Here is a 26498-nt window from a genome sequence, read left to right as displayed (position 1 = left end):
CGTTGGGCCCTTGCTTTGACGTGGCGCCTGCTTGCGCGTGAGTGGGCGTAATGGCGTGTTATTGCGCCTCGGACTCGAACGCGAACGGGCTGTGCGAAGCGATGGCGCCGTTCTGCACGAGACGCGTAATCGCTTCGATATCCGGCGCGAAGTAGCGGTCGAGGTCGTAATGCGGCACCTCGGCGCGCACCGACTGCATCACATGCGCGAGCGCCGGGCTCGTGTGATGCGGCGCGCGCAGGTCCACGCCCTGGGCCGCAGCGAGCAGTTCGATCGCGAGGATGTTGGCCGTGTTGTCGGCAATGTCGGCGAGCTTGCGCGCCGCGAACGTCGCCATCGAAACGTGGTCTTCCTGGTTTGCCGAGGTCGGCAGCGAATCGACCGAGGCCGGATGCGCGAGTGTCTTGTTTTCCGATGCCAGTGCAGCCGCCGTGACGTGCGCGATCATGAAGCCCGAGTTCACGCCGCCGTCCTTCACGAGGAAAGGCGGCAGGCCCGAGAGCGTCGCGTCGATGAGCAGCGCGATGCGGCGCTCGGCCAGTGCGCCGATTTCGGCTGCGGCCAGCGCGAGGTTGTCGGCGGCGAAGGCCACCGGCTCCGCGTGGAAATTGCCGCCCGATAGCACTTCGTTCGTTTCCGGGAAGATCAGCGGATTGTCCGACACCGCGTTCGCCTCGATCAGCAGCACCTGCGCCGCGTGGCGCATCTGGTCGAGGCACGCGCCCATCACCTGCGGCTGGCAGCGCAGCGAGTACGGATCCTGAACCTTGCCGCAGTCGCGGTGCGAGAGATTGATCGCCGAGCCTTCGAGCAGCGTGCGATAGGCCGCGGCCGCCTCGATCTGGCCGCGATGGCCGCGCAGTTCGTGAATGCGCGCATCGAACGGCTTGACCGAACCTGCCGCTGCATCCACGCAGAGTGCGCCCGAGACGAGCGCCGTGCGGTAGAGGTCTTCGATCGCGAACATGTTGTAGATCGCGAGCGCGGCGGAAGCCTGCGTGCCGTTGAGCAGCGCGAGACCCTCCTTCGCCTGCAGCGCGAGCGGCTTGAGGCCCGCAGCCGCGAGACCGGCTTCGGCGCTGGCACGCTCGCCGCGGATGAACACCTCGCCGATGCCGAGCAGCACCGCCGACATATGCGCGAGCGGCGCGAGGTCGCCCGAGGCGCCCACCGAGCCCTTCACGGGAATGAGCGGCAGCACGTCGGCATTGAACAGCGTGATGAGCGCGTCCATCACTTCGCGGCGGATGCCCGAATAGCCGCGGCCCAGGCTCGACAGCTTCAGCGCCATGAGCAGACGCACGACGGGACGCGACATCGGCGCACCCACGCCCACGGCGTGCGAGAGCACCAGATTGCGTTGCAGGAGTTCGAGCTGGTCGTTCGGGATATGCGTGCTCGCCAGACGCCCGAAGCCCGTATTGATGCCGTAGGCGGGCTCGCCCTTCGCCGTGATCTCGGCGACGGCGCGCGCGCCCGCGTCGATGGCCGCGAAGCTGGCCGGATCGAGCTCGAGCCACACTGCCTCGCGCGCGATCTGGCGCAGTTGGGGCAGGGTCAGATGGCCGGGCGTAAGGCGAAGGGTCGGGAGCATGGTCGAATCCTGTCTATACAAGTCGCGAAAGTGGCCGAAGTCTAGCCTGGCGCGCCTGTCTATACAACTCCCCTTTGCGGCCCCTGTAGCCTGGGACTATCCACGAGAGCGCCGCAAGCGCCCGTCACGCGTCGAGTTGCAGCCTGCCCCCAATAAACGCGAGAAAGCATTGCACGCGCGCCGCAAGCGCCGCGCTGCGGTAGTAGACAGCGTGGATCGGCTGGCGCGATTCGATCAGCGCGTCGTCGAGCACGGTGACGAGGCGGGCCGCCTCGCGGTCGGCCGTGGTGAGGAAGTCGGACAGGCACGCAATACCGCTGCCGGCAAGCGCGAGCTGGCGTATCGTCTCGCCGCTCGACGCCAAAAGCGCGGGCGCGATCGTGTAGCCGGATTCGGTCTCCGGGGTCTTTGCGGCCGCGCGCGTCGCGTCGCCGCCAGCCACCCGCAGCGGCCAGCCGTTCAGATGCGCGGGCGCCGTAAAGCCGATCAGCCGATGCTCGCGCAACGCGGCAACACTGCGCGGCGTGCCGTGCGCCGCGAGATAGCCGGGGCTCGCGACAATGCGCAAACGGCTCGTGCCGAGCGAGCGTGCGTGCAGCGTGGAGTCCTGCAGCGTGCCGATGCGAATGGCGATATCCACGCGCTGCTCCAGCAAATCGACGATGCGCTCGTTGTTCGTGAGTTCGAGTTCGATCTCGGGATAAGCGTCGGCGAACGCCGCGACGTGCGGCACGATGCAGTGAAGCATGAACGGCGTGGCCGCATCCACGCGCAACCGCCCGGAGGGGCGCTCGCGATGGCGTGTCACGGCCTCCTCGGCATCGGCTAACGCCGCGAGAATGGCGCGGGCGCGATCGAGGAACAGTTCGCCCTCTTCGGTGAGTTGCAGGCGCCGCGTGGTGCGCAGGATCAGCGCGACGCCCAGCTGCTTTTCGAGCCGCGTCAGCGCGCGGCTCACGCCCGAGACGGTCTGCTCGAGCTTTTCGGCCGCGGCGGTGATCGACCCCGCGTCGATCACGGTGACGAATACGAGCAGTTCGTCGGTCGACGTCTTCATCGTGGCTATTCTTGATCCGCAGTCAATATTCATTTGAGACTAACACGGTTTTTGCAAAAGCCGGATACCCCGATACTGGCTTCCATCGCAATCAAGACAGGACCAGGAGCCACCCATGAAAGTATTCGTGACAGGCGCAGGCGGATTTATCGGCGGCTCGATCGCGGCGCATCTCGTGCGCGCGGGCCACACGGTGCGCGGCCTCGTGCGCCGGCCCGAGCAGTTCGCCGACCTCGAGAAGCTCGGCATCACGCCCGTGCAGGGCGATCTCGACGACCGCGCGACGCTGATGGCAGAAGCGCGCGCCGCCGACGCCGTGATCAACGCCGCGAGCAGCGACCACCGCGGCGCGGTCGAGGCGCTGATCGACGCGCTCGAAGGCTCCGGCAAGCCGCTCCTGCACACGAGCGGCTCGAGCATCGTGGGCGACGCGTCGGGCGGCGAGGCGACCGAGCGCATCTATCGCGAGGACGCCCTGCCCGAACCGACCGCCGACAAGGCGCCACGCGTGGCCATCGACAATCTCGTGCTCGCGGCCGCGGCGCGCAGCGTGAAGAGCGCCGTGCTCTGCAACACGCTGATCTATGGCGTGGGCGCGGTGCCGGGAGCGGCGAGCGTGCAGCTGCCGCGGCTCATCCGCCAGGCGCAGAAGAGCGGCGTGATGCGTCACGTGGGGCGCGGCCTGAACATCTGGTCGAATGTGCATGTCGACGACGTGGCCGAACTCTATCGCCTCGCGCTCGAAAACACGCCGGCGGGCACGTTCTACTTCGTGGAAAGCGGCGAAGCGAACTTCCGCGACATGACCACGGCGCTCGCCGATGTGATGGGTTTGGGCGCGCCGCAGGACTGGCCGCTCGAAGCCGCGATCGAGGAATGGGGCTACGAAATGGCGTCGTACGGCCTCGGCTCGAACAGCCGCGTGCGCGGCGAGCGCGCCCGCACACTGCTCGGCTGGCAGCCGCAGCGCACCTCGGTCACGGACTGGATCCGCGCAGAAATGCCGAAAGTGCCGATCGCGCAAAAATAAGTGTTGTAGCGCACGTAATTGTTGCGTATCCGTAAGGTCCCCCGGCTAGAATTCGAGCGTCTTGCACTAGCCGCCGGCGCGTTGCGCGCCGGCACCGGATACGCCGATGCTACTCGCGCTGAACTTCTACTGGCTGACCAATCTGCTGGCCGTCCTGTTCATCGTCGCGTGCCTCTACGACACGCGCTACGATGAATACGGCACGCTGACGCTCGCCGCCGGCGCGATGGGACTCATCGTGATGGCAATCGAAGTGCTGCTGCGCCCTGCGTTCGAGATGTCGCTCTAGCGCGCTTTTTTCACGATTCTTTCGCGACCGGCGCAGCTTTCTTTCGTTGCGCTAACAACTGTCCGCCCAACGCAACTACGGGTTCTCGTGCGCACAGCACGACGACGGCGCGGGTGCGTCTTCATAGCGATCGTGGTGGCGCATCCACTCGCGCATGTCCTTCTCTTCGTTGCGTCCCTTTGCGGTCAGCTCGAGCATCGCATACGTGCCGATCAGCATCTCCCCGCCGCGCGCGTACGTCGAATACGTGTGGTACACGTTGCCCGCTTCATCGCGATAAAACGCACTGACGCCGGGCAGCTCGTCGCTCATGTAGTCCTGCTCGGCGTAGTTGTAGATCGCCTTGCCGCGCGCCTTGTCGGCCTCGCTGAACGACACGTGATAGTCGAAGTTGAAGTCGCTCGCATGCGACGATACCCACGGAAAACGCCAGCCCATGCGTTGCCTGAATGCCTCGATCTTCGCGAGCGGCGCGCGCGAAACGGCCACGTAAGTCACGTCGTGATGCTCCAGATGCGGCAGCATGCCGTCCACGTGGTCGGACAGGAACGAGCAGCCTGGGCACCCCTCTTCCCAATCCGGCCCGAGCATGAAGTGATAAACGATCAGCTGGCTGCGCGGCCCGAATAGCTGCGCAAGCGTGCGCGGACCTTGCGGTGTCTCGAACGTATAAGTCTTGTCGACCTTCACCCACGGCAGCGCCTGGCGCTTCGCCACTAGCGCGTCCCGTGCGTGCGTGAAAGCGTGCTCTTCGGCGAGAAGCGTCTTGCGGGCCTCCAGCCATTCGGTCTGCGAAACGATCTTGTGCGATTCCATCTTTCGATTCCTCCTTGCGCTTGAATGAGCACCGCTCAGTCGAACAGCGCCACCAGTTGATCGATTGAACTCGTCCAGCCCTCGTTGTGCGAGTCGCGCGCCGCTTCGTCGAAGAAGCGTTCGTGCTTGAGCGTGAGGTCAGTGGCGGCCCCGTCGGCGCGCAGCGTCACCGTGACGAGCGACTCGCGCTCCGGTGTGCTGCGCCACGCCCACGTGAATACGAGCTTTTCATCGGGCACGACTTCGAGATAGGTGCCGCTCACGTCGTGGTCCTCGCCGTTCGCGGCGCGCAGGATCACGCGAAAGCGCCCGCCCACGCGCACGTCCGCTTCGGCGTGAATGCAGGTGGTGTCGAGCGGCTGCATCCAGCGCATCAGTTGCGACGGCTGGGTCCACGCGGCGTAGACCTTCGCGGCCGTGGCGTTGAGGCGTCGGCGGATGGTGAGGCTGGGAGCTTGATGGGCAGCGCCGGGTTCAGCTGCGGCTTGGATAGACATGCATCTTCCTCCACGAAGGCAGCGAGTCGATCGAGCGTTTCACTCCAGAAGCGTTGATAGTGCGCGAGCCACTGCATCGCGTCCTCCATCGGCCCCGCGGCGAGCCGGCACGCCACGGTGCGCCCGGTTTTCGCGCGCGTGACGAGGCCCGCCTGAGCGAGAACGTCCAGATGCTTCATGACCGCGGGCAGCGACATCGCGAACGGCTGCGCGAGCGCGCTCACCGAGAGTTCGTCGTGCTGCGCGAGGCGTGCGAGCAGCGCGCGCCGCGTGGGATCGGCGAGCGCCGCGAAGGTGCGGTCGAGGATATCGTCTTCATACTTAACCATGTGGTTTAGCATAGGCGACGAGCGAGCGATGTCAAGGCATGCGTGAGTCATTCGCGAGCAGCGGCGCGCATGGCGGCATCGCCGCCACTAGAATGGCGATTTCTGCGCGCCGCGCCCTCCTATTTCTGCCACGTCACGCCATGCCGTCCAAAGTCCGCAATTCGCTGCTCTGGATCTTCGACGCCTTCGAGCGCGAGGCCGGCTATATCCGCAAGCCCATGTTCGGCTGTGACGCCGCGTATCTGGATGGCCTGCTGTGTCTCGTGGCCGCCGACCGCGACCCGCCGTTCAACGGCGTGCTGGTCTGCACGTCGCGGGAGCGCCATGCGTCGCTCATCGAAGCGATGCCGGCATTGCGCGCGCACCCCGTGCTCGGCAAATGGCTCTATGTGCCGCAAGCCGATGCGGCGTTCGAAGATACGGCCGCGCAGTTGAGCGCGCTCGTCCTCGCGCGCGACCCGCGCATCGGCGTGGAGCCCAAGCCACGCAAGCCGCGCAAAGCGGGCAAGGCCCGCAACAGCGTGCTGCCCGAGTAACGCGCCAGAACGTAGCGCGCAAAAGCCACACGGCCCGGGCCGCCGTTAAGCGACGCGGGCCGTGCAGCCGCCCGGGCGGCCGCCGTGGCCGCCGGGCGAATGACCGGGTCATCCGGTTATCAGATGGCCCAGCCGCCCAGGTAGAACGTGGCCAGCACGCCGGCGATCACCACCGTGCCCACGTTCAGCTTGCGGATCTCGCCGCTCACCACGCGGCCGATCACGAGCGTGCAGAAGCCCAGCATGATGCCCGTGACGATGTTCGCCGTGAGCACGATGAACACGGCGCACACGAGGCCCGACATCGCGTCGACCATATCGGCCATGTCGAGGCGGCTCACGCTCGAGAGCATCATGAGGCCGACGTACATCAGCGCGGGCGCCGTTGCATACGAGGGCACGAGGCCCGCGAGCGGCGCGAAGAACATCACCGCGAGGAACAGCACGCCCACCGTGGCGGCAGCGAGGCCCGTCTTCGCGCCCGCGGCCACCCCCACTGTCGACTCGATATAGGCCGCCGCCGGCGCGCCGCCAAGAAAGCCCGAGAAGATCGAGCTGACCGAGTCGGCCGTGAGCGCGCGCCCGCCGTTGACTATGCGCCCGTTCGCGTCGAGCTGGCCCGCCTGCCCCGCCACGGCGCGGATCGTGCCGGTGGCGTCGAACACGGCCGTCATCACGAGCGCGAGCACGCTCGGCAGCACGGCGAGCGAGAGCGCGCCCTTGATGTCCATCGCGCCAATCAGCGAGGCATGGCCCGGCGCCGACAGCGAAGGCCACGCGAACACGCCATGAAAGCTCACGGCCGGATCGATGGCGAGACCGAGCACCGAGATCGCGACGATCACGATCAGGATCGAGCCCGGCACGCGGCGGCGCACGAGGCCGAAGATCGCGGCGAGGCCGACCACGGAGAGGATCACGGGCAGCGAGGTGATATGGCCGAGCGAGACCGGCAGGCCCGCGCCCGGATTCTTGACGACGAGGCCGACGTCATTGGCGGCGATCAGCAGCAGGAACAGGCCGATGCCGATGCCCGTCCCATGCGCGATGCCGTGCGGCAGGTTGCGCAGGATCCACGAGCGCACGCCCGTCACCGAAATGCCCGTGAACACGAGGCCCATGAGGAACACCGCGCCGAGCGCCACTTCGGGCTTCAGCCCCTTGCCGAGCACGAGGCCGAAGGCGGTGAACGCCGTCAGTGAAATGGCGCAGCCGATGGCGATCGGCAGCCGCGCCCACAGGCCCATCAGCAGCGAGCCGAACGCCGTGGTCAGGCACACGGCCACGAACACGGCGCTGGTGTCGAAGCCCGCCTTGCCGAGCATGCCCGGCACGACGAACACGGAATAGACCATCGCGAGGAAGGTCGTGACGCCCGCAATCGCCTCCTGACGCAGCGAGCTGCCGCGCGCGGCAATGTCGAAATAACGGTCGATGAATCCCGAGGCCGGGCCCAATGTATCTGTGGACTCGACTTCGGCGGCGGTCGCACCGGCGAGCGGCTGCGCGTGGGGTTCGATCATGGTGAGTGCCTCCTTTATCAGCACGCTGAAACGGTTCACGGCTCACCAGCCGATCCGTCATCAGGTTCGTCTCGAATTGAATTAGTCGTGTCGACGCGTTGCCGGCGCCTTTTTGAACTTCCCGGCGCTCATCGTTTTGACATCTCTTTATGGATGGAGCGAAGGTTAGGCGAACACGATTTGCGCTCCCATCGCACGAGTCGCATTGAGTTCATGCCGCGATGCTTATATGCCCGTGTACAGGGCACGGCGCGCGGGGCGGCCCCGCGTTTACACCTGGCTGCAAAGCGGGCCGTTGCCACGCGGACCGGGGCCGGTTTCGTATGACGAAGCGCGATCGTTCCGGCTCGCGCGGGCAGCCGGTTGCCCGGCGCGGCGCTTGCGGTGCGTCGCCCACGCCGGTCGCCCAGGCCGGTCGCCCACGCCGGTCGCCCACGCTGGTCGCCCACGCCGTCATTAAGCGGATCAGGCCGGTGCGCGGGTTACACTCACGCATCCCGACCTGGTTTCCCCCTGCCGCGCGCGCGTCGCGCCGGCCGCTCCAAGGAGTTTCAGTAGATGAGACGCGGCTTCTTGCGTTCCACACGTCCTGCTTTTCACTTTCCGTACGCCCTGACGCTGCTGATGCTGCTCACGCTTTCGGGTTGCAGCCTGTTCCGGCCGGCCCCGCCGCCCGAGCCGGAAGCGCCCGTGGCCACGGAGCCCGAGCCGGCCGCGAGCGAGCCCGAGGCCGCGTCCGCGCCCGAGGCGGCGAGCGAGCCGGAGACGGAGAGTACAACGAAGCCGGCACCGAAGAAGCCGCGCCCCGCGCCGGTGCACCGCCGCCGTCCGGCGCCGCTGCCGCCCGCGCCCGCAAGCGCCCCGCCGGCGCCGCCCCCGGCGCCCATCGTGCAGGTGCGCACGCTCGAGCGCGGCACTTTCCGCACGCTGCTCGACAGCGAAGTGCAAAAGACCGACGGCAAGGTCGTGGGCCGCGCCGTCGACATGGTCACGGGCCCCGGCGGCAAGCCCGTCGACGTCGTGGTGAACCTGCAGGGCTTCATGGGCATTGGCGACCGCAAGGCCAACTTCCCGTGGAGCGGCGTGCGCGTGAATACCCAGGCGAAGACGCCCGCCATCACGCTCGCCCTGCCGGCGAACCAGCTGCAGGTCCCCGACCGGCCCAAGGCCGGTGCGCCGCAGCCCGGCAACCCCGAGGCGAGCGCGACGCGGCTGCCCATGCTCGACGCGGACGTAGAACGCGCCAACGGCGGCAAGGTGGGCCGCGTGGTGGACGTGCTGCTCGACGGCAGTGCCGCCCCGCAGGCCGTCGTGCTCGACGTGAGCGGCACGCTCGAGAAACGCCATACGATCGCGGCCGACTGGTCGGCACTGCACTTCGTCACGAAGAACAACACGCTCGAAGCGCAGCTCGAAATGAGCGATCAGCAGGTGGACGCCTCGCCGCCCTACGCGCCCGACCAGCCGGTGCACGCGGTGACGCCTGCTGCCCCGCCGCCGGCCCCGGCCCCGGCCGCCGCCCCGGCTGCGCAGGCCGCGCCCGCTGCCTCGCCCGTCGCCTCCGCAGCCAATGCCCACGGTGCCAAATGACGGACGGCACCATGCAACAGCCCAATCCAGACCAGCGCAGCGTGCGCGCGCTCGACTGGCTGAACTTCTTCGTCGCGAACGTGCAAACGGGCTTCGGGCCGTTCATTGCCTCGTATCTGGCGTCGCACAAGTGGACCCAGGGCGAGATCGGCCTCGCGCTGTCAGTCGGCACGATCAGCGCGATGGTGAGCCAGGTGCCGGGCGGCGCGGCTGTGGACGCCCTGCGCAACAAGAAGGCCGCCGCCGCGTGGGCGATCATCGCGATCATCATCTCGGCCGTGCTGCTCGCCTCGAGCCCGACCGTCGTGGCGGTGATGGCCGCCGAGATTTTCCACGGCTTCGCCAGTTGCATGCTCGTGCCGGCCATGGCGGCGCTCGCGCTCGCGCTGGTGGGCCGCCAGAACCTGGGCGACCGGCTCGGCCGCAACGCGCGCTGGGCCTCGATCGGCAGCGCGGTGGCCGCCGGCCTGATGGGCTTGTGCGGCGAGTACTGGTCGCCGCGCTCCGTGTTCTGGCTGACGGCCGCGCTCGCGTTGCCCGCGCTCGTCGCGCTCGCGATGATCAAATACGACCAGAACGCCGCCTACGCCAAACCCGCAGCCAAGCCCGGCGCGGCCGGCGCGGCCGCGGGCTCAGGCGAATCTCGCGAAACGATCTTCGACCTGCTGCGCGACCGGCGCATGCTGACCTTCGCGGCCTGTGTGGTGCTGTTCCATCTCTCGAACGCCGCGATGCTCAACCTGGCCGCCGGCGAAGTGACGGCCGGCATGGGCGACAACGTTCAGCTCGTAATCGCGGCGTGCATCATCGTGCCTCAAGCGATCGTCGCGTTGATGTCGCCCTGGGTAGGCCGCACCGCGCAGGCCTGGGGGCGCCGCCCTGTGCTGATTCTGGGCTTTTGCGCGCTGCCGCTGCGGGCGCTGCTATTCGCCGCCGTCGGCAACCCGTACTTCCTCGTGCCGGTGCAGATGCTCGACGGCCTTTCGGCCGCCGTGTTCGGCGTGATGCTGCCGCTCATCGCCGCCGACGTGGCGGGCGGCAAAGGCCGCTACAACCTCTGTATCGGGCTCTTCGGACTTTCCGCGGGGATCGGGGCGACGCTTTCGACTGCGCTTGCCGGCTTTATCGCCGATCACCTGGGCAATACGGTGAGCTTCCTCGCGCTCGCGAGCGCGGGCGCCGCGGCGGTGCTGATGGTTTGGCTGGCGATGCCCGAGACGCGCGACGCGCTCGAAGAGGAAAACGCCCGCGACGCCACCGTCTGAGGGGTGCGCCGCCGGGGCGGGCGCCGGTTGCGCCTGCCCCGGCGCACGGTGGCGACCCGCCTTTCTCCCTGCCAACGAACAACGGCGCCCCTCGGGGCGCCGTTTTGTTCTTGTGCAGCTTTATGACATGGGAATGACGAGGTGTGACCAGCCGCGACATGTGAGCGGCGGGTGGCCTACCCGCGCGGGCGGCCGGTGCGCCCGGGGACGCCACTCAGGCGGCCAGCGCCTCGTCCAGACGCGCCGCGACCACGGCGTTGGGCAGATTGTCGAGCTTGCTCGCGAGGATCATCGCGTCGGCATTGGCCGGGCGATGACGGCGATTCGGGCTCGGCCGGAACACCGCGTCGCCGCGGCGGATCTTCTCGCCGGTCAGCGCGCAAACGGCGCTGCGGCGCGCCGTGCAGACGCGCCACAACTGGTCGGAGTAGCGGCCATAGGTGGCGTCGCTCCAGCAAACGGTGATGCTGTCCGGATCATGCCGCCGGATCAAGGTGATGCCCTGCGCATCCCACGAACGGACGGTGGCGCGCCGCCGGTTGGCCGCCTCCGATGCGCCGCGTGTGATGGGTACCGGTTTGCAGCTTCTGCCGCCTTCGAATTCGCTGTCCAGGCTTAGCGGCTCGGAAGCCGCGGACAGAAGGTCAATGGTTTGTTGCCAAACGCTGCCGGTATCTAATTTCGTCATAATGCACCTCGTGCACGTGGAAACGATTCAAATATGCCGGTCGAATATGCACTCTGCCACGTCCGGATTATAGCGTGTCCAACTCGCAATCCACAGGAAAAACGCAATTTTCACACGATAATGCTAAACGCAAAAAACGAGATGGCAGAGCTTTCAGTTCCGACTGTATGCCTCCAATGTTGGTTTCTTTACATCCGTGAACTTTTTTGCCGATTTGATGATACTTAACAATCTCATCGCGGAAAAAATAACCGGTTTCCGTCGGGATGTCACTAGTCGTGCGACTTTTCCACATAACTGAATTGTTACAGCGCCCGCTGCGCCCCGTGCATACATAAAGCCCTGAATGCCCGCCCATGGCCCGTCTCGCGGTCTTTACCGGCATCGCGACGTCTCCACTCTTACATACGGGATGTGACCGATCAATGAAACGCAACGCACCTATTCGACATAGGTGCATCAGACATATCACATACTAAACGTCAGTCTATTGGACGCGCAATTCTCGCACGAAGCTTGCATAGTCCACACCCCTGGAATATCGAGGCATTCCACTATTCGAAAAGCAATTAATGGATTCCAGATATTGCTTTAACGCTTTGGCGCGCGCCAATGCGGCCATTGTGCAACTCGCACGAGACGAATAGCAACAAAACGGTGATGTTACAAGCACTATGATCCGCACCGAAAGTATGCACACTAAACCACTATTGAATCCGCGGATAAAGACAAAAGAATGAAGATATCGCGCGGCTCGCGTCTTACGTGCCGCGGCCCTGATCGAGAAATTCGCCGGCGCGCACCTTGAGCATGGCGCCGAAGTCGTCGAGCCAGCCGATGGAAAGCCGCCAGCTCTGCCAGTAGAGGTCGACGTCGAGCGCCCGCCCGGGCGTGAGTTCGACGAGTTCGCCGCGCGCGAGATGCGGCGCGATCATGCGCTCGGGGCACATGCCCCAGCCCAGGCCGTTCAGGCAACAGCGCAGAAACCCCGCCACATGGGGAATCCAGTGCAGCGGCGCGTCGATCTGCGCGCGCGTGATGCGGCGAATGAAGCGCTTTTGCAATTGATCCTTGGGATTGAACTCGACGCACGGCGCGTGGCGCAGCGTGTCGCGCGTCACGCCTTGCGCGAAATGCCGCTCGAAGAACGCAGGCGAGCACACGGCGAGGTAGCGCATGCGACCGAGCCGGGTCGAGCGGCAGCCCTGCACGGGCTCGGCCTGCGTCGTGACGGCGCCCTGCACGCTGCCGTCGCGCATGCGTTGCGCGGTGTGATCCTGGTCGTCGATCACGAGGTCGAGCAGAATGCCGCGCTCGACGCAGAAGCCCGCCACGGCGTCGATGAACCAGGTGCCCACGCTGTCGTCGTTGACGGCCACCCGCAGCGTCGGCCGCGCCGCGCCCAGCGCGCTCGTGAAGGTCGGCATCGCCCCGCCCAGCTCCGCCTCGAGCAACTGCACGCGCTCCGTGTGACGACACAGCAGCGCGCCGGAAGCCGTCGCGACGCAAGGCTGGCCGCGCTTCACGAGCACGGTGCCCACGCGCTCCTCCAGCAGCTTCACGCGCTGCGAAACCGCCGACGGCGTAACGTTGAGCGCGCCCGCGGCGCGATCGAACGAGCCATGCCGCACGACGGCGGCGAGCGCATCGAGCAAGGCATAGTCGAGCATTAGCGTTCCTTAATCCGGTTAATGAAAATGAGCTTTGCTTATGCGACTCCTGGCGGCAGACTAGCGCCATTCCCTGTCGATGTCCAATGACCGCAGGTGCCGCGCACCGCGCCGCCCGCGTTCCTACCTTGTCCGCAACCGTCATGAACTGGCTCGCTTTCACTCACGGCGCGGCGCTCTGCGCCTCGCTCATTGTCACGATCGGCGCACAAAATGCGTTTGTGCTGCGTCAGGGCATCCTGCGCTCGCACGTCGGCAAGATCGTCCTGCTCTGCGCGCTGTCCGACTTCGTGCTGATCGGCGCGGGGGTGGGCGGCGCCTCGGCGCTCGTCGAACGCTATCCGACCTTCGTGCACATCGTGCTGTACGTGGGGCTCGCCTGGCTCGTGTGGTTCGGCATCGGCGCGCTGCGCCGTGCGGTGCGTCCTTCGCACGCGGTGCTGGAGAGCCAGGCCGCGGCGGATGCGCCTGAGCAGCGCGCGTGGCCGATCATCCTCATGACGCTCGCGTTCACCTGGCTCAATCCGCACGTGTATCTCGACACCTTCCTGCTGATCGGCACGGCCGGCGCGCGAGAACCGCAGGGCAGCCGCCTCGCTTTCGCGCTCGGCGCGATGTCGGTGAGCGCGGTGTGGTTCGTCGCGCTAGGCTACGGCGCGCGTGCGCTCGCGCCGCTGTTCCGGCGCGCGAGTGCGTGGCGCGTGCTCGACGGCGCCATCGGCGGCATGGTGCTGTTGATCGCCTTTGCGCAATTGCGCTGAGGTCCGCGAAAGCGTCGCGCGCGGGTGGCGCGGGTGGCGCTTTCGCCGCGTTTTCCATATGACCCGCTACTGCGCCGCGCCCCTCGCCTTCTGCTGCTGCAGCAGGCCCTCGACGAGTTCCGGCGACATGTAGTGCGGCCCGTCGAAGAGATACACGCGATAACCGTGATACGCCTCGAGCTGCGGCGCCAGCTCGGCGGCCGTGGCGGCGCGAAAGCCCCCGCCCTGTTTGGGACGGAACGCCTCCGCGATGATGCGTACGCGCTTGTGGCCCAAACGCGCGGACAAGGCATCTGCATATGCGCGCGCCGCCGCCGGGCCGCGCGCATAGACGCCGCAGCCGTCCTGCAGCAACACGCCGACATCGCGCGGCAGCCAGCCGTCGAGCCATTTCGCGAGCGCCTCGCCGCCGATGTTGCTGGTGTCGTACACGCTGATCCACAGCGGATGCGGCAGCTTCTCCAGCAGCGGCGCCATGCGGGACGCGTCGGTCCAGGTGGGATCGACTTCGACCGGAAAATACCAGCCCGTGATGTGCACGGGCGGCCGCACGGCCGCGAGCTTGAGCGAACGGTCGACAAGCGTTTCGAGGTTCTCGCGCGCTTTCTTCTCGTCCGAATAGCCCGCGAGGCCGACGATCACGCCGCGCGCCCACGGTTCGTTGCCAATGCGCACCCAGTCGGGCACGCGCGGCGCGGGAATGCCCGCGCCCGCCATGAACGCGACGTCGTCCACGGCGATCCATTGCACCAGCAGCTCGTTGACGCCCAACCGGTCCCAGTCGCCGCGCAAGTCGAGATGGTCGTTGTCGGGCTGCCAGAAGATGCCTTGCGCGAGCGCGTCCGCGTGCGCGGGCACCTGTAACGTGCAACCGGCGGCAGCGAGCGCGCACAGCCCCGCGCATGCCAGGCGCGCGTATCGCGGCCGGGCGCGCAAGCGAGTTCGCCCGGCCTCCTCTGCCTCGCCCGCGATGCCTTGAGCCTTTCTGCGCACGATCATCAGGTTTCCTCAATAAGAGAGCACGGCGCCGAAGAACACACCGCCTGCCCGGTCGTCGCCCGTGATGTGCCAGCGGTACTGCACCGTCACGTCGACATAGGAGCGCGGCGCGTCGTAGAAGCTGTCGCGGAACCAGTAGCGCGTCGAGACTCCCACGCCCATCCCGACCGGCACGCTGTGGTTGATGCTCGAATCGTAGTCCACGCCGGCCACCGCGTACGGAAAGACCGTGAGCTTCGGGCTGATGGTGTCGAGCCGCCACGTGCGGCCCGCCTCGATATAGCCCGTGCCGTAGTTCCAGCCGTTGCTCACGTAGTGGCCGACTTCGCCATAGTCCTGCACCGTCCACCACGACGGCACGTCGAGCCGCCGCTCGGTGCCGATGCCGCCCGAGTAGGCGAGGCGCAGCAGCCAGTCGGAAGGCGCGCGCGATCCAATGGGGATGAGCCGCTCGAACGCCACTACCGCGTTGATCGATTCGAACGGCTTCGCGCGCGCGCCGATGGCCCCGAGCGCCGTGGAGATGCCGCTCGGCGCGTCGCCCTTTGCCCCGACGTCCTGATAGACGCGCGCATAGACCTCGAAGTTGCGGTCGCCGAGCGTGCCGAACGGCCGCCAGTATCCTTCGACGCCCATCTGCCAGTTGTTGTACGAGCCGGGCACTTGACCGGTCGACACGCCGGGCTGCAGGCCTGAGCCGCGATAGTTGACCAAGGCGATCGCGCCCCAGTCGCGCGTGACGTCGGCGTGTGCATTGCGCAGGTCTTGCAGCTGCACCAGCGTGGCAGGTGCAACGCCTGGCGGCGGCGAGGTGCCGTAATCGATCGCGCGCCTGAAATAGCTTGCGGCCAGCGCGTCAAACGTCGCGCGGTACGCGCTGTAGCCTGCATCGCCAGTGGCCTGTGGCGGCAGCTGGCCGGCTTCGTCCGCCTGCGCGAAGTACGTGGCAGCGCGGCGGTCGTCTCCCGCGCGCTGCGCGACGTACGCGGCGGAAAGCGGCGGCAGCGCATCGAGCAGGCCCGCGTCGGCCATGGCACGCGCTTCGCGCTGCGCGCCAACGGTATCGCCGGCGGCAGTGAGCGCGTCGATCAGTTCGAGCCGATGCTGCGGATTGCGCGGGTCCGCGGCGACAGCCCGGCGCTGCGCGTCGAGCGCGGCCGCCTGATCGCCGCGCTGCGAAGCGACGATCGCGGCGCGCCGCTGCGCGAAGCCGGGATCGGCCGCATAGATGTCGCAGGCGCTGCCGTAGCGGTCCACCGTGCAGTCGAGCACCGGGCGCGCCGTCGTGGCCACCCGCTCGCCTGGCGTAGCAGGCGTGGTCGGCGCAGCGGACTGCGCGAGCGCCGCGCGCGCGTAGTAGCGGCGCATGGCGATCAGGGCGTCGGTGTCGTCGCCGACGGGCGGCAGCGTGGCAAGCAGGTCGAGCGCGCGCTGCGGCTGGCCTTCGGCCGTCCACACATCGGCGATGATCGCGTGCGCCACCCGCTCGTCGCGCACGGAAGCGCCCTCGCTCAGCAGCGCCTGCGCAAAATCCTCGTTGGCCTGTGCCGACCTGCCCTGAGCTGCGCGTGCATAGCCGCGCAACACGTACGGCATGAGCGTCGGCGTGGCGCCCGACGCAATCGCATCGCCCGCCGCGGCTTCGAGGCCCGCCATGTCGTTCTGTTCGAGCAGCATCTCGCAGAGCAGCAGCCGGTTGCCGAGATGCGACGGCGCGTAGCCGATCGCCTCGTGCATGCGCGCGATAGCCTGCGCGGTGTCGCCGCGCGCGCGCGCCGCCTGAGCCGCTTGCACCGCTGCGGGCGCGAGCCGCGCGCCGATCTGCGTGCGGCGCTCGCGCAGCGCCTGGCTGTCGCCGAAACGCCGCTGCGCGTCCTGCGCGGCCTGCCAGGCTTCGCGGTCGTGGCCGCCCGCCGCGGCGGCGTCGATGGCGAGCAGCTGCAGACGCAAGATGTCGGGCCGCAATGCGATCACGGTGCCCGCCTCGCGCCAGGCGGTATCGTATTGCTTCGCGCCGTACGATTTGTAGGCATCCTGAGCAAGCTGCCATGCGCGGCCGGTCAGATAGTCGGGCGGACCAGAACCCGGCGGCGGTGCGGCGCGCGCCGTGCGGCCGCCCCCAGTTGGCGCGCCCGGCCGCGCCAGCGCCGCCACCTGCGCATCGACCTCGCGCCGCCGTGCCGCGAGCGCCGCGTCGGGACCGATCTGCGCGATAGCGTCGGAGAGCGTGCGGCTCGCCTCGCGCCACTGCCCGCGCGCCGCCTGGGAATTCGCGAGCAACAGGCGTAGCGTGGCGAGATCGGGCCGTTGCCGGATCGCCTCGCGCGCATAGCGCTCGGCCGCCGCGTAGTCGCGGCGCGCATACGCGTCGTAGCCTTGCTGGGCGACGCGATACGCCGCGCCGCTCAACGGCAACGGCTGCGTGCCCTGAGGCAGCGCCTGGGCCTGAGCGCGCCCCGCGCCCGCGAGCGCCGCCCACAACGCGGCGAGCAGGAGCGCACGCGGCATCGTCGCACGACACGGCGCAGCTGCGCCCCAACCGGATGAAGATCGCGTGGACGAAAAACGCTTCGGAGTCCGTCTCATGACGCGGATGCACCTTCAGCGCGCAGACGCTCCTGCTCCGCAATCGCCGTGGCCAGCGCATCGCGTGTGAGCACGCCCTGCTCCACCATGAAATCGCCGATGCGTCCGTGCTCGGCGGGCCGATAGCGTTGCAACGCCCCTTCGAACGCGGCGCGCTTGACCGCGCCGCGTTCGATCAGCAGATCGCCCAGCAGCGGCACGCCCTGCGTGGCGGCGCCCTGCGCTTCGCGCACCTGCACCGGCGGCACGCCGCGCAACAGGCGCAAGCCGTCCGCCACCTCGCCCTCGCGCACGATGCGCTGCACGATCGGCAACGCGCATTGGGCCTGCAACGCTGCGAGCGCGGGTTCCGCGAGCGGGCTTGCGCACAGCAGCACCTCGTGCCCCTTGCCGTCGTCGCCTTGCGGCAGCACGCGGTAGCGCACCGCGAGTTCGATCGGCAGATCGCTCGCGTAACGCGTGAGCCGTTCGCGATCGAGCCAGCCGCGCGGCAGGTCCGCCTGGAACGCGATGGCCTCCGCGAGCGTTTCCTCGTCGAGCCAGCCCTGCGCCATCAGCACGCGCCCGAGCGGTGCTTCCTGCGCATGCTCCTGGGCCAGCGCCTGCTCCAGTTCCTTCGGTCCGATCGCCTGCCACGAAAGCAGCAGTTCCCCGAGACGTTGCCGGCGGTCCGTGAAGCCGTCCGACGAGGGGAAGTCGTGCATGGTCTTGTCCCACACGAGCCGCTTGCCGGTGACCAGATACGCGAGATACATCTTCCATGCGCGCGAGACAGCCATGAAATTCACGAAGTTGCCGATCACCATGCGCGGCACCGAAAGCACGCCATGCTCCCAGCCGTAGAGCCGCGAGACGAAGTAGACGCGCTGGATCACGCGCAGCAGCAACGCAACACCGTTGGCCCACAGCACGATGGTGAGAAAGCGGGAGTTGGCGAACGGCGAGGCGACCAGCTCCGGCCGAATGCCGAGAAACTCGGCGTACGCAAAGAGCAGGAATTGCGCGAGCAGCACGTAGGCAATGATGCCGACGAACGCCGTGACGATGCCCTTGCGGTCGCGCGCGAGCAGATACCGGTTGGCGATCGTGCCGACCCAGCCCGTCTGCTCCCAGCCTTGCAGGCCGATGCCGAGCGTCCAGCGCGCGCGCTGACGGTAAGCGGTCCGAAACGTATCGGGAAAGAACTCGCGCACGCACAGCGGCATGGTCAGCGTGACGTCTCGCTCGGGCCCGAAGCCGAACCACGACTTGCGCCGCGTGGCGAACTCCACGGGAAAGCGCGCAAAAATCGAATGCATGCCCATGCGGCCGAGGCGCTCGCCCACATCGTAGTCTTCGGTCAGCGTCTCCGTGTTGAAGGGCTGATTCTGCGTTTCCTCCGCGAGCCCGGCCAACGCGCGGCGCGAAAAGCACGTGCCCACGCCGGCCGACGGCACCGTGCCGGCAAGGCTCTCGCGCACCACGAGATCCTTCGCATGCCATTCGGCGAACTCGTCCATGTACGTGCCCGCGACGAGTTCGTACCATTCGCGCTCGAGCGACGCCACCGGCAACTGGATCATGTCCTTGCGCGGCAACAGGTAGTTGAAGAAGCGCAACTCGAGCGGATGCAGCACGTCCTCGCTGTCGTGCAGGATCACGCCTGCGAATTCGATGCCGGTTTCTTTCTCCATGCGAAAGATCGCCTGCACGATCCAGTTCAGACAATCGGCCTTGCAGGTGGGGCCGTCGTGCGGCACCTCCACGCGGTGGAGCTGCTTGTAGCGCCGCCGCATGCGCTCGACTTCGGCAATGGTCGCCGCATCGTTCTGGTAGGTGCCGGCGAACACGACATAGTTCTTGTAGTCGAGTACGCGCACGAGGTCGGCGACCATCGAGGCGATCACATCTTCCTCGCGCCACGCGGGCACCATGATCGCCAGCGGCTGCTGCTCACGCGTGTAGAGCTGCTCGGCGCGCAACGGCTCGTAGCGGCGCTCGATCGTGTAGTGGCGGATGATCCGGCGGACCCAGTACCACGCGTCGATAAAGAGATCGTCGATGCTCGATAGCAGGATCACCACCGCCACCACCGCCGCGAGATACTCCATGCCCTCGTAGTAGCGGCCGGCGTAATAGTTGAGCCACCAGTCGATGGCGTGCGCGCTCACGATCCGCTCTGCTGGTTGTCCGGGTTTTCGGCGCTCTCCTGCGCCGCGCGCGCCGCGGCGGCGGCCGCCGTCCTCGCCCGGGCCCGCTTGCGCGCGAAGCCCGCTGCGAGCAGCAGCAACACCATCACCGCGATGGCGATGCTCGGCACGCCCCAGCCCGCCCAGTGGCGCGTGAGCCACGCGCGCTGGTCGTCCGTCGGCGGCACGCCGCCGGGATACTGAGTGTCGAAGGTCTTGAGCACGCCGCTCGCATCGACGATGGCCACGTCGCCCTGCTGCAACTGCATCCCGGCCGGCAGAACGGGGGCATCGCCCACGCTGCGGTAGACGATGCCAGGCGTCGTGCCCGAGCGCACTACCTGGATCAGGCCGAGATTCGCGAGACCCGACATGTCGGCGAGCATCGAGCCGCCGCGCCCCTTGAGCGTGAGGCGGCCGTCCGCGAAGCTCGCGTGGGCCGCCTCGCTGTCGAGCGCGACATCGGCGGCGAGGAACGCGTCTTTCGGCTGCGCGCTCTGGCCGTTCGGCACCACCTGGAGCGTCGCGCGCGTGGGCGCCACGCCCGCCGCATTGGCGAGCCGCGCCACGCGCGGCAGCGTCGTTACCGGATCGGCCAGATAGCCGTCGGGCACGAGCACGCTCGCCGTGCGCGAGAAACGCGCCACCATGCCCGTGAAGTTTTCGCCGAGCGGTCCATGGCCGACGACCAGATGACTGCCCGGCAGCACGGCCGCCGGATAACCCTGCTCGCGCGGGCGGCAGCCGCCCGCCGGCTGGCGCTGGAACAGCACGCGCAGCGCGTTGGTGGTGCCGAGCGCATAGACGGGGATATCCGCGCTCACGCGTTGCGCGTGGCCGTCGGTATCCAGCAGGTGCGAGCCGATCAGCACGCCGTTGAAGAAGATCGATGCCGTCTGGCCGTTGCGGTCTGCTGCAGGCGCGGCAGCCAGATCGAGCACCACGCGGCGCGGAATGCGCCCATCGCCCGAGACGGCCGCGAGATCGAAGTTGGCCTCCCATGCCGCACTAGTCAGCACCTCTAACGTTCGAGGGGTGCCGCCGATCAGCGAAAGCGCGATGCGGTCGCTCGAACCCCCTGCGCTCAGATTCGGCGACGCGGCCAGTTCGTGCACGACCAGCCGGCGCGACACGTCGATGCCGCTCCACGTGCGCGAAAGCGCACTCACGCCGGTGTCGTCGCCGACTACCACGGTGGGCAGGCCGCCCAGATGCGCGAGGCGCAATTCGCCCTTCTCGAACGGCGCGGCAAGCGCGCCGCCGGAATGCGCGCGCCACGCATCGAAGGCGCTCGCGGCATCGGCGGAAGCGGCCAGCACCTCGCCGCGCAACGCGTCGAGCGCTGCGCCCGCTTGCGCGCGCAGCGCGTCGTCGGCGACCACGACGTTGGGCGCGAAGGTGCCCGCCGGCGCGAGCGCGATCAGCGCGCCTAGTTCCGCTGGATTCGCGATCTTGTGCGAGCCGCCCGCTGCCAGCGCCGCGAAAGCGGGCACCGACTGCAGCGCGGCCGGCACCTGCACGGTGCCGAGATTCACGGTGTCGCTCACCGCGGGCATGCGCGTCGTGACGGGCGTCGCGCCGCCGCGCATCAACAGGGCTTCGAGCCGCCACGCCACGTCGTAAGCCGCGCCATCGAGCTTGCCGCCGCTCACGAGGACCACGGGTTTCGCAGGCAGCGCGCTCCACGCGGTGCGCAGGTCGTTCACGGCCGAGGTGTCGAACTGAAACGTGAGGCGCGTGGTGGGCGCGACCTTCCAGACGTTGCCGATCGCCGTCTGGTCCGTGCAGACGTTTTCATTGAGCACCGACGACCATTGCAGCCCCACGCGCACGAAGCCCGAGGGGCGTGGCGCACCATCCACGCCGATGCTGAGCGAGCCGTCGCCCTGCGCGTCCGTGACGTTGCGCGCCTGCACGGGCGAGCCGTCGAGCGAGAGCAGGAAGGTCGTGCGCCCGCCGTTGCCGCGCAGATAGCTCGCGTCGAGCTGCAGCGTCGCGTTGCTGATCGGCAAGCCCGCGGGCACCGGCAGATAGAGCTCCTGAGTCGCATCGGGCGCGCGCAGCACGACCGGATCGCGCACGCCGAGATCGGCCAGCGACACGGTTCGCGATTCCACGCGCCCGGCGCCGAGCTGCGCGAACGCACCGGCCAGGTCGCCAGGCGCTGCGTACGCACAGCGGCACAGCGCCGCGAGAAACGCTGCGGCCACATAGGCGCAATACGGCGCGCCCACGCCCTTGCGCCCCGCTGCGCGCACCTGCCCGATCGGATCGAATCTCACGTGTCATGCCTCATGGTGTCGGCGCGGCGGCGCATCCGCCGCGTGGCGGTCCCTGCCATCCCGCCTTTGGAATGCACTGATTGCCTGGCACTGCGATGCAACTGATACGTAGGCATCGAGCCCGCCGTCAAGGCGCGGCGTCGGCCTCGTCGGTCTCGCCGGGCTCCGGCCGCATGGCGACCGCGGGATGCCGGTAGCCCGGCAACTCGCGGCTCGGGAACGGCTCGAACGGCTGGCCGGTGAGCGCCGCGACGATGCGCTCCGAAGCGTGCCCGTCGCCGTACGGATTGACGCGCCTCGCGTAGGCGCGCCGCTCGTCTTCGTTCTCGACGAGTTCGAGCACCGCGCGCACGATCGCCGTCCGGTCGGTGCCGATGAGCTTCACGGTGCCCGCGGCAAGCGCTTCGGGGCGCTCGGTTACGTCGCGCATCACGAGCACCGGCTTGCCGAGCGCAGGCGCCTCCTCCTGCACGCCGCCCGAATCGGTCAGCACGATCGCCGCGCGCTGCATGAGGCGCACGAACTCGGGGTAGTCGAGCGGATCGGTGAGATGAACGTTGGGCGCGTTGCCGAGCGTGGCGAGCACGGGGCCGCGGACGTTGGGATTCAGATGCACGGGATAGACGATCTGCATCTTGCCCGAATGCGCGAGCGTGGCGAGCGCCGCGCAGATATGCTCGAAGCCCTCGCCGAAACTCTCGCGCCGATGACCGGTCACGAGCAGCAACGGGCGGCCGGTGTCGGCGGGTTCGAGAAACGGGAATTGCGCGTCGAGGCGCGCGCGCAGCGCCGCGTCGTTGTCGAGCCGCTCGCACATGAGATGCAGCGCATCGATCACGGTATTGCCCGTCACGACCACGCGCCCGCTCAAGGCCTCCGCTTCGAGGTTCGCCTGCGAGCTTGCCGTGGGCGCGAAGAGCAGATCGCTCACGACATCCACTACGCGCCGGTTCATTTCCTCGGGCCACGGTTCGAACAGATTGCCGGTGCGCAGCCCGGCCTCCACGTGCCCAACCGGTATGCGCCGATGAAAGGCGGCAATCGCGCCCGCCATGCTCGTCAGCGTGTCGCCGTGCACGAGCACTCGCTCGGGCTGCTCGGCGGCGAGCACGTCGTCAAGGCCGGCGAACAGGCGCCCGGCAAGCCCGTTGAGCGTCTGGTTCGCGGTCATCGCGCCGAGGTTGTGCGCGGGCACGATGCCGAACAGGTCGAGGACCTGCTGCAGCATGGTCTGATGTTGCCCCGTCACGCAGACGACGGACTGCACGCCGGGTTGCGCTTCGAGACGTTTGACGAGCGGCGCCATCTTGATGGCTTCGGGCCGCGTACCGAAGATCGACAGGATGCGCACAGGCAGGTTTCCGGTTAGCTGGAGTGTCCAGGCGCCGCGGCGTTGCCCGCATGCGACGCCCCCCTTGACCGACTGTCTTCATGCCGTTGCCGCCGGCCCCCGTTGCGCCGCCTGAATTGAGGCGGCGCAACAGCAGGCCAGTCAGCAGTACTCTACCTGCTTAATTAGACAATTGCGCGCATGCGTGCCGCACCGCAATGCTCAGACTCGAGCGTTCGCGCCGCGATTGTTCAAGGATTCGACATGGATCGGGCCATTATTGCGTCGAACAAGACGGATTGAATATTGAAGCTGCGCTCGGCGTGCATGCGCGACGGATGAACGATAGCTAACGATCCGATCGAACGCCGCGCTCGTCGCGCGTTACGCCGGTTCGAAGTAAGCTCTTGCGACGACTGCAGTCTCTTATGCATCCTGGCAACCGTGAAAGCATCGCGTGCGTTAGCCACCGGCAAAAGAACAGCGAGATGGACGACCTGATACTCGACGCCTTCGATGCGTCGCAACTGATTCCCGGCTTCGACGCGCCGGCGTTGCCCGTCGAGCGCCCGGACCGCGAGACGCTCGACGCCGCCGAGCGCAACACTCGCCACTGGACGAGCCGTGTCACCGGTGCGCTCACGCCCGGCTCCGACGTTCATCGCGACGAGATGTGCCGCATGTTCCGCGAGACCTTCAATCCTTACCGGCCCTCGGTACTCGATTGGCCGCAGCTCGAACCCGCGGCGCTCAAGCGCATTACCGATCTGCCCATCTGGGACATTGCCGTGCAAACGGAAGGCCGCGCGCGCCTGCGCATGGCCGCCTATGCCGCCTCGCTCGACGACGCCGTGATGCGCGATGCGCTCGCATTGAACGCGTGGGAGGAGAACCGCCACAAGGAAGTCCTCTCGCGCATGGTGGCGGCGTACGGCATCAAGCTCGCGAGCGAACCGCCCTACGTGTACCCCAAGGACGCCGAATGGGCCTACCTCGTGACGGGCTACAGCGAATGCGTGGACAGCTTCTTCGCGTTCGGCCTCTTCGAAGTGGCGCATCGCTCGGGCCTCTTTCCGCCCGAACTGATCGACACGTTCGAGCCCGTCATGCAGGAAGAATGCCGCCATATCCTGCTGTTCGCGAACTGGGTGGCCTGGCACCGCGCCCGGCTCAGCGGGTGGCAACGCATTCGCTTCGAGCTGAAGGTGGCCGGCGTCTGGGCTTTTCTGGCGTGGGAACGCGTCGGTCTCGCGCGCGCCATGGATGCCGATGGCAACGAACACCGGCACGACAACAACTTCACGATGAACGGTGCGCAGCAGGTGACGGACGTGGACATCAGCGTGCCGGATCTCATGCGCCTGTGTCTCGCCGAAAACGAGCGGCGCTTTGCGGGCTACGACAAGCGTCTGCTGCGGCCGGAAACCATGCCGCGGCTCGTGCGCTTCGCACTGCGTTTCGTGCGCGACAAGAAGAACTGACGCTCCCCTCCCGGTGGCACGCGCGCCGCTTCGTTCGAACGGACGATTGCGGCGCGCGCCACATTCGTGCGACGCTTCGCGCCCATGCAGGCTGCGCGGCGCTGCTTTAGCACGCTCGAAGCACGCCTTCCACAAAGCTGAATTCCGCGCAGCCCACGCGTCTGTCACAGTGACGAAGGTCTTCGTCAGCGACGAAAGCATTGCCCCTATCGAGGAGAAAGAGCTTGAAAATTCTGGTGCCCGTCAAGCGCGTGGTCGATTACAACGTGAAGGTCCGAGTGAAGTCGGATGGCACGGGGGTGGATATCGCCAACGTGAAGTTTTCGATGAACCCGTTCGATGAAATTGCCGTTGAAGAAGCAGTGCGTCTGAAGGAAGCCGGCGTGGCGACCGAGGTCATTGCCGTTTCGTGCGGTGTCTCGCAGGCCCAGGAAACGCTGCGCACGGCGCTGGCCATCGGTGCGGATCGCGCCGTGCTGATCGAGTCGAACGACGATCTGCAGCCGCTCGCGGTGGCGAAGCTTTTGAAAGCGCTCGTCGACAAGGAACAGCCGTCGCTGGTCATTCTCGGCAAGCAGGCCATTGACGACGATTCGAATCAGACTGGGCAGATGCTCGCTGCGCTGGCGAATCTGCCGCAAGCCACGTGTGCTTCGAAGGTCGTCGTCGCAGACGGCAAGGCCACGGTTTCGCGCGAAGTGGATGGCGGCGCGGAGACGCTGTCGTTGAAACTGCCCGCCGTTGTGACGACCGATTTGCGCCTGAACGAACCGCGCTACGTCACGCTGCCGAACATCATGAAGGCGAAGAAGAAGCCGCTGGAGACGATCCGGCCTTCCGATCTGGGTGTCGACGTCGCGCCCCGCCTGAAGACGCTGAAAGTTGCCGAGCCGCCGAAGCGTTCGGCAGGTGTGAAGGTGCCGGACGTTGCCGCGCTGATCGAGAAGCTGAAAACCGAAGCCAAGGTGCTGTAAGGGAGCGATTTGAAAATGACGAATCTGGTTATTGCCGAACACGACAATCAGTCGATCAAGGCTGCAACGTTGAACACGGTCGCCGCAGCACAGAAAATTGGCGGCGACGTGCACGTGCTGATCGCGGGCCACAACGCCCAGGCCGCAGCGGATGCAGCCGCGAAGATCGCAGGCGTGGCGAAGGTACTGCTGGCCGACGCGCCGCAACTTGAGCACAGCCTTGCTGAGAACGTCGAAGCAACGGTGCTGGGCATTGCGAAAAACTACTCGCACATCCTTGCGCCCGCAACGGCAGCGGGCAAGAACGTCGCGCCGCGCGTTGCCGCGAAGCTCGACGTCGCCCAGATCAGCGACATCACCGCCGTGCACAGCGCGGACACATTCGAGCGTCCGATCTACGCGGGCAATGCGATCGCGACGGTGCAATCTCACGATGCGATCAAGGTCATCACTGTGCGTACGACGGCGTTCGATGCAGTCGCAGCCGTTGGCGGCAGCGCGGCGATCGACAAGATCGAAGCCGCAGCAGACGGCGGTCTTTCACAATTCGTGAGTCGCGAAGTCACGAAGCTCGACCGGCCGGAACTCACGAGCGCGAAGATCATCGTTTCGGGTGGCCGGGGTCTGGGCAGCGGCGAGAACTACACGAGGGTTCTGGAGCCGCTCGCGGACAAGCTCAACGCCGCACTCGGCGCCTCGCGCGCAGCCGTGGACGCCGGCTACGTGCCGAACGACTATCAGGTCGGTCAGACCGGCAAGATCGTCGCGCCGCAACTCTATGTGGCGGTCGGCATCTCCGGTGCGATCCAGCACCTTGCGGGCATGAAGGACTCGAAGGTCATCGTCGCGATCAACAAGGACGAAGAAGCGCCGATCTTCAGCGTCGCCGACTACGGCCTCGTGGGCGACCTGTTCACGGCCGTGCCCGAACTCGCTGGCGCAATCGGCTAAGGGCGTCCGCTGGCTAGCAGCAAAAACGAAAGGCGCCTTCGTGTAAACAAAGGCGCCTCCTCTATCGACTTCTTCGCAGCAG

Annotated in this window: 22 protein-coding genes; 9 read left to right on the top strand and 13 right to left on the bottom strand. The window is 67.3% G+C overall.

Features of this window, described 5'->3' with window-relative positions; genetic code table 11:
- Window positions 1-58: 58 nt before the first annotated feature.
- Both hutH and M3A49_RS24680 read right to left on the bottom strand, forming a co-directional pair.
- The gene (gene hutH, locus M3A49_RS24685; protein ID WP_266231420.1) at window positions 59-1594 is read right to left on the bottom strand and encodes a histidine ammonia-lyase; all 1536 of its coding nucleotides are present in this window, start codon (window positions 1592-1594) and stop codon (window positions 59-61) included.
- Between the two features lie 124 nt (window positions 1595-1718).
- Window positions 1719-2651 carry a LysR family transcriptional regulator gene (locus tag M3A49_RS24680; RefSeq protein ID WP_254356143.1) on the bottom strand — a complete coding sequence of 311 codons (933 nt, stop codon included), beginning with the start codon at window positions 2649-2651 and terminating at the stop codon, window positions 1719-1721.
- 115 nt (window positions 2652-2766) lie between these two features.
- Between M3A49_RS24680 and M3A49_RS24675 the strand changes: the two genes are divergently transcribed.
- Window positions 2767-3681, top strand: a complete 915-nt coding sequence (locus M3A49_RS24675) for an NAD-dependent epimerase/dehydratase family protein (protein ID WP_266231419.1) — start codon at window positions 2767-2769, stop codon at window positions 3679-3681.
- Between the two features lie 106 nt (window positions 3682-3787).
- Complete coding sequence (locus M3A49_RS24670; RefSeq protein ID WP_028208331.1) at window positions 3788-3970, top strand: hypothetical protein; 183 nt, start codon at window positions 3788-3790, stop codon at window positions 3968-3970.
- Between the two features lie 75 nt (window positions 3971-4045).
- Here the strand turns inward: M3A49_RS24670 and M3A49_RS24665 are convergent, their stop codons facing one another.
- The 3 genes from M3A49_RS24665 to M3A49_RS24655 are packed head-to-tail and all read right to left on the bottom strand — an operon-like array spanning window position 4046 to window position 5612.
- Window positions 4046-4786 (bottom strand): DUF899 domain-containing protein, encoded by a 741-nt coding sequence (locus M3A49_RS24665; RefSeq protein ID WP_266231418.1) that lies wholly within the window; start codon window positions 4784-4786, stop codon window positions 4046-4048.
- Window positions 4787-4821: 35 nt separating this feature from the next.
- The gene (locus tag M3A49_RS24660) at window positions 4822-5277 is read right to left on the bottom strand and encodes an SRPBCC family protein (RefSeq protein WP_266231433.1); all 456 of its coding nucleotides are present in this window, start codon (window positions 5275-5277) and stop codon (window positions 4822-4824) included.
- Window positions 5160-5612 (bottom strand): ArsR/SmtB family transcription factor, encoded by a 453-nt coding sequence (locus tag M3A49_RS24655; RefSeq protein WP_266231417.1) that lies wholly within the window; start codon window positions 5610-5612, stop codon window positions 5160-5162. Before M3A49_RS24655 ends, M3A49_RS24660 begins: the two co-directional genes overlap by 118 nt.
- 140 nt (window positions 5613-5752) lie before the next feature.
- Here M3A49_RS24655 and M3A49_RS24650 point away from each other — a divergent pair, with 140 nt between their 5' ends.
- Complete coding sequence (locus tag M3A49_RS24650; RefSeq protein WP_266231416.1) at window positions 5753-6148, top strand: hypothetical protein; 396 nt, start codon at window positions 5753-5755, stop codon at window positions 6146-6148.
- 119 nt (window positions 6149-6267) lie between these two features.
- On the opposite strand, the gene M3A49_RS24645 is transcribed toward M3A49_RS24650, so the two are convergent.
- On the bottom strand, window positions 6268-7671 hold the full coding sequence (locus tag M3A49_RS24645; RefSeq protein ID WP_266231415.1) for an NCS2 family permease: 1404 nt from the start codon (window positions 7669-7671) through the stop codon (window positions 6268-6270).
- A gap of 558 nt (window positions 7672-8229) precedes the next feature.
- Here M3A49_RS24645 and M3A49_RS24640 point away from each other — a divergent pair.
- Window positions 8230-9261, top strand: a complete 1032-nt coding sequence (locus M3A49_RS24640) for a PRC-barrel domain-containing protein (RefSeq protein ID WP_266231414.1) — start codon at window positions 8230-8232, stop codon at window positions 9259-9261.
- An 11-nt stretch (window positions 9262-9272) separates the two neighbouring features.
- Complete coding sequence (locus tag M3A49_RS24635) at window positions 9273-10526, top strand: MFS transporter (protein ID WP_266231413.1); 1254 nt, start codon at window positions 9273-9275, stop codon at window positions 10524-10526.
- 214 nt (window positions 10527-10740) lie between these two features.
- Here M3A49_RS24635 and M3A49_RS24630 read toward each other — a convergent pair whose 3' ends face one another.
- Window positions 10741-11214, bottom strand: coding sequence for a DUF3331 domain-containing protein (locus M3A49_RS24630; RefSeq protein WP_051482004.1), 474 nt, complete (start codon window positions 11212-11214; stop codon window positions 10741-10743).
- Window positions 11215-11975: 761 nt separating this feature from the next.
- On the bottom strand, window positions 11976-12884 hold the full coding sequence (locus M3A49_RS24625; protein WP_028208323.1) for a LysR family transcriptional regulator ArgP: 909 nt from the start codon (window positions 12882-12884) through the stop codon (window positions 11976-11978).
- A gap of 143 nt (window positions 12885-13027) precedes the next feature.
- Here M3A49_RS24625 and M3A49_RS24620 point away from each other — a divergent pair, with 143 nt between their 5' ends.
- Window positions 13028-13645 (top strand): LysE/ArgO family amino acid transporter, encoded by a 618-nt coding sequence (locus M3A49_RS24620; protein WP_266231412.1) that lies wholly within the window; start codon window positions 13028-13030, stop codon window positions 13643-13645.
- A 66-nt stretch (window positions 13646-13711) separates the two neighbouring features.
- Here M3A49_RS24620 and M3A49_RS24615 read toward each other — a convergent pair whose 3' ends face one another.
- The 5 genes from M3A49_RS24615 to wecB form a co-directional block, all read right to left on the bottom strand.
- Window positions 13712-14644 (bottom strand): hypothetical protein, encoded by a 933-nt coding sequence (locus M3A49_RS24615; protein ID WP_266231411.1) that lies wholly within the window; start codon window positions 14642-14644, stop codon window positions 13712-13714.
- Window positions 14645-14653: 9 nt separating this feature from the next.
- A complete protein-coding gene (locus tag M3A49_RS24610; protein WP_266231410.1) occupies window positions 14654-17152 on the bottom strand; it encodes an NfrA family protein in 2499 nt (832 codons plus the stop codon).
- Between the two features lie 74 nt (window positions 17153-17226).
- Complete coding sequence (locus M3A49_RS24605; RefSeq protein WP_266231409.1) at window positions 17227-19380, bottom strand: glycosyl transferase family protein; 2154 nt, start codon at window positions 19378-19380, stop codon at window positions 17227-17229.
- Window positions 19377-21680: a cellulose biosynthesis cyclic di-GMP-binding regulatory protein BcsB gene (locus M3A49_RS24600; protein WP_266231408.1), complete on the bottom strand. Its 2304-nt coding sequence runs from the start codon at window positions 21678-21680 to the stop codon at window positions 19377-19379. The genes M3A49_RS24605 and M3A49_RS24600 overlap by 4 nt, the downstream gene beginning before the upstream one ends.
- Window positions 21681-21807: 127 nt before the next feature.
- Complete coding sequence (gene wecB, locus M3A49_RS24595) at window positions 21808-23031, bottom strand: non-hydrolyzing UDP-N-acetylglucosamine 2-epimerase (protein ID WP_416339002.1); 1224 nt, start codon at window positions 23029-23031, stop codon at window positions 21808-21810.
- A gap of 467 nt (window positions 23032-23498) precedes the next feature.
- On the opposite strand from wecB, the gene M3A49_RS24590 reads away from it, so the two are divergent.
- The 3 genes from M3A49_RS24590 (at window position 23499) to M3A49_RS24580 (ending at window position 26416) form a co-directional block, all read left to right on the top strand.
- A complete protein-coding gene (locus M3A49_RS24590; protein WP_266231407.1) occupies window positions 23499-24491 on the top strand; it encodes a ferritin-like domain-containing protein in 993 nt (330 codons plus the stop codon).
- A gap of 224 nt (window positions 24492-24715) precedes the next feature.
- Window positions 24716-25465 (top strand): electron transfer flavoprotein subunit beta/FixA family protein, encoded by a 750-nt coding sequence (locus M3A49_RS24585; protein ID WP_266231406.1) that lies wholly within the window; start codon window positions 24716-24718, stop codon window positions 25463-25465.
- 15 nt (window positions 25466-25480) lie between these two features.
- Window positions 25481-26416 carry an electron transfer flavoprotein subunit alpha/FixB family protein gene (locus tag M3A49_RS24580; RefSeq protein ID WP_266231405.1) on the top strand — a complete coding sequence of 312 codons (936 nt, stop codon included), beginning with the start codon at window positions 25481-25483 and terminating at the stop codon, window positions 26414-26416.
- The last annotated feature ends 82 nt before the right edge of the window (window positions 26417-26498 follow it).

It is taken from the genome of Paraburkholderia sp. CNPSo 3076, assembly GCF_026343935.1.
In the GTDB taxonomy this organism is placed as follows: Bacteria; Pseudomonadota; Gammaproteobacteria; order Burkholderiales; family Burkholderiaceae; genus Paraburkholderia; species Paraburkholderia nodosa.
Note: the sequence above shows the minus strand (reverse complement) of the source record. Positions and strands in the feature narration are given on the sequence as shown.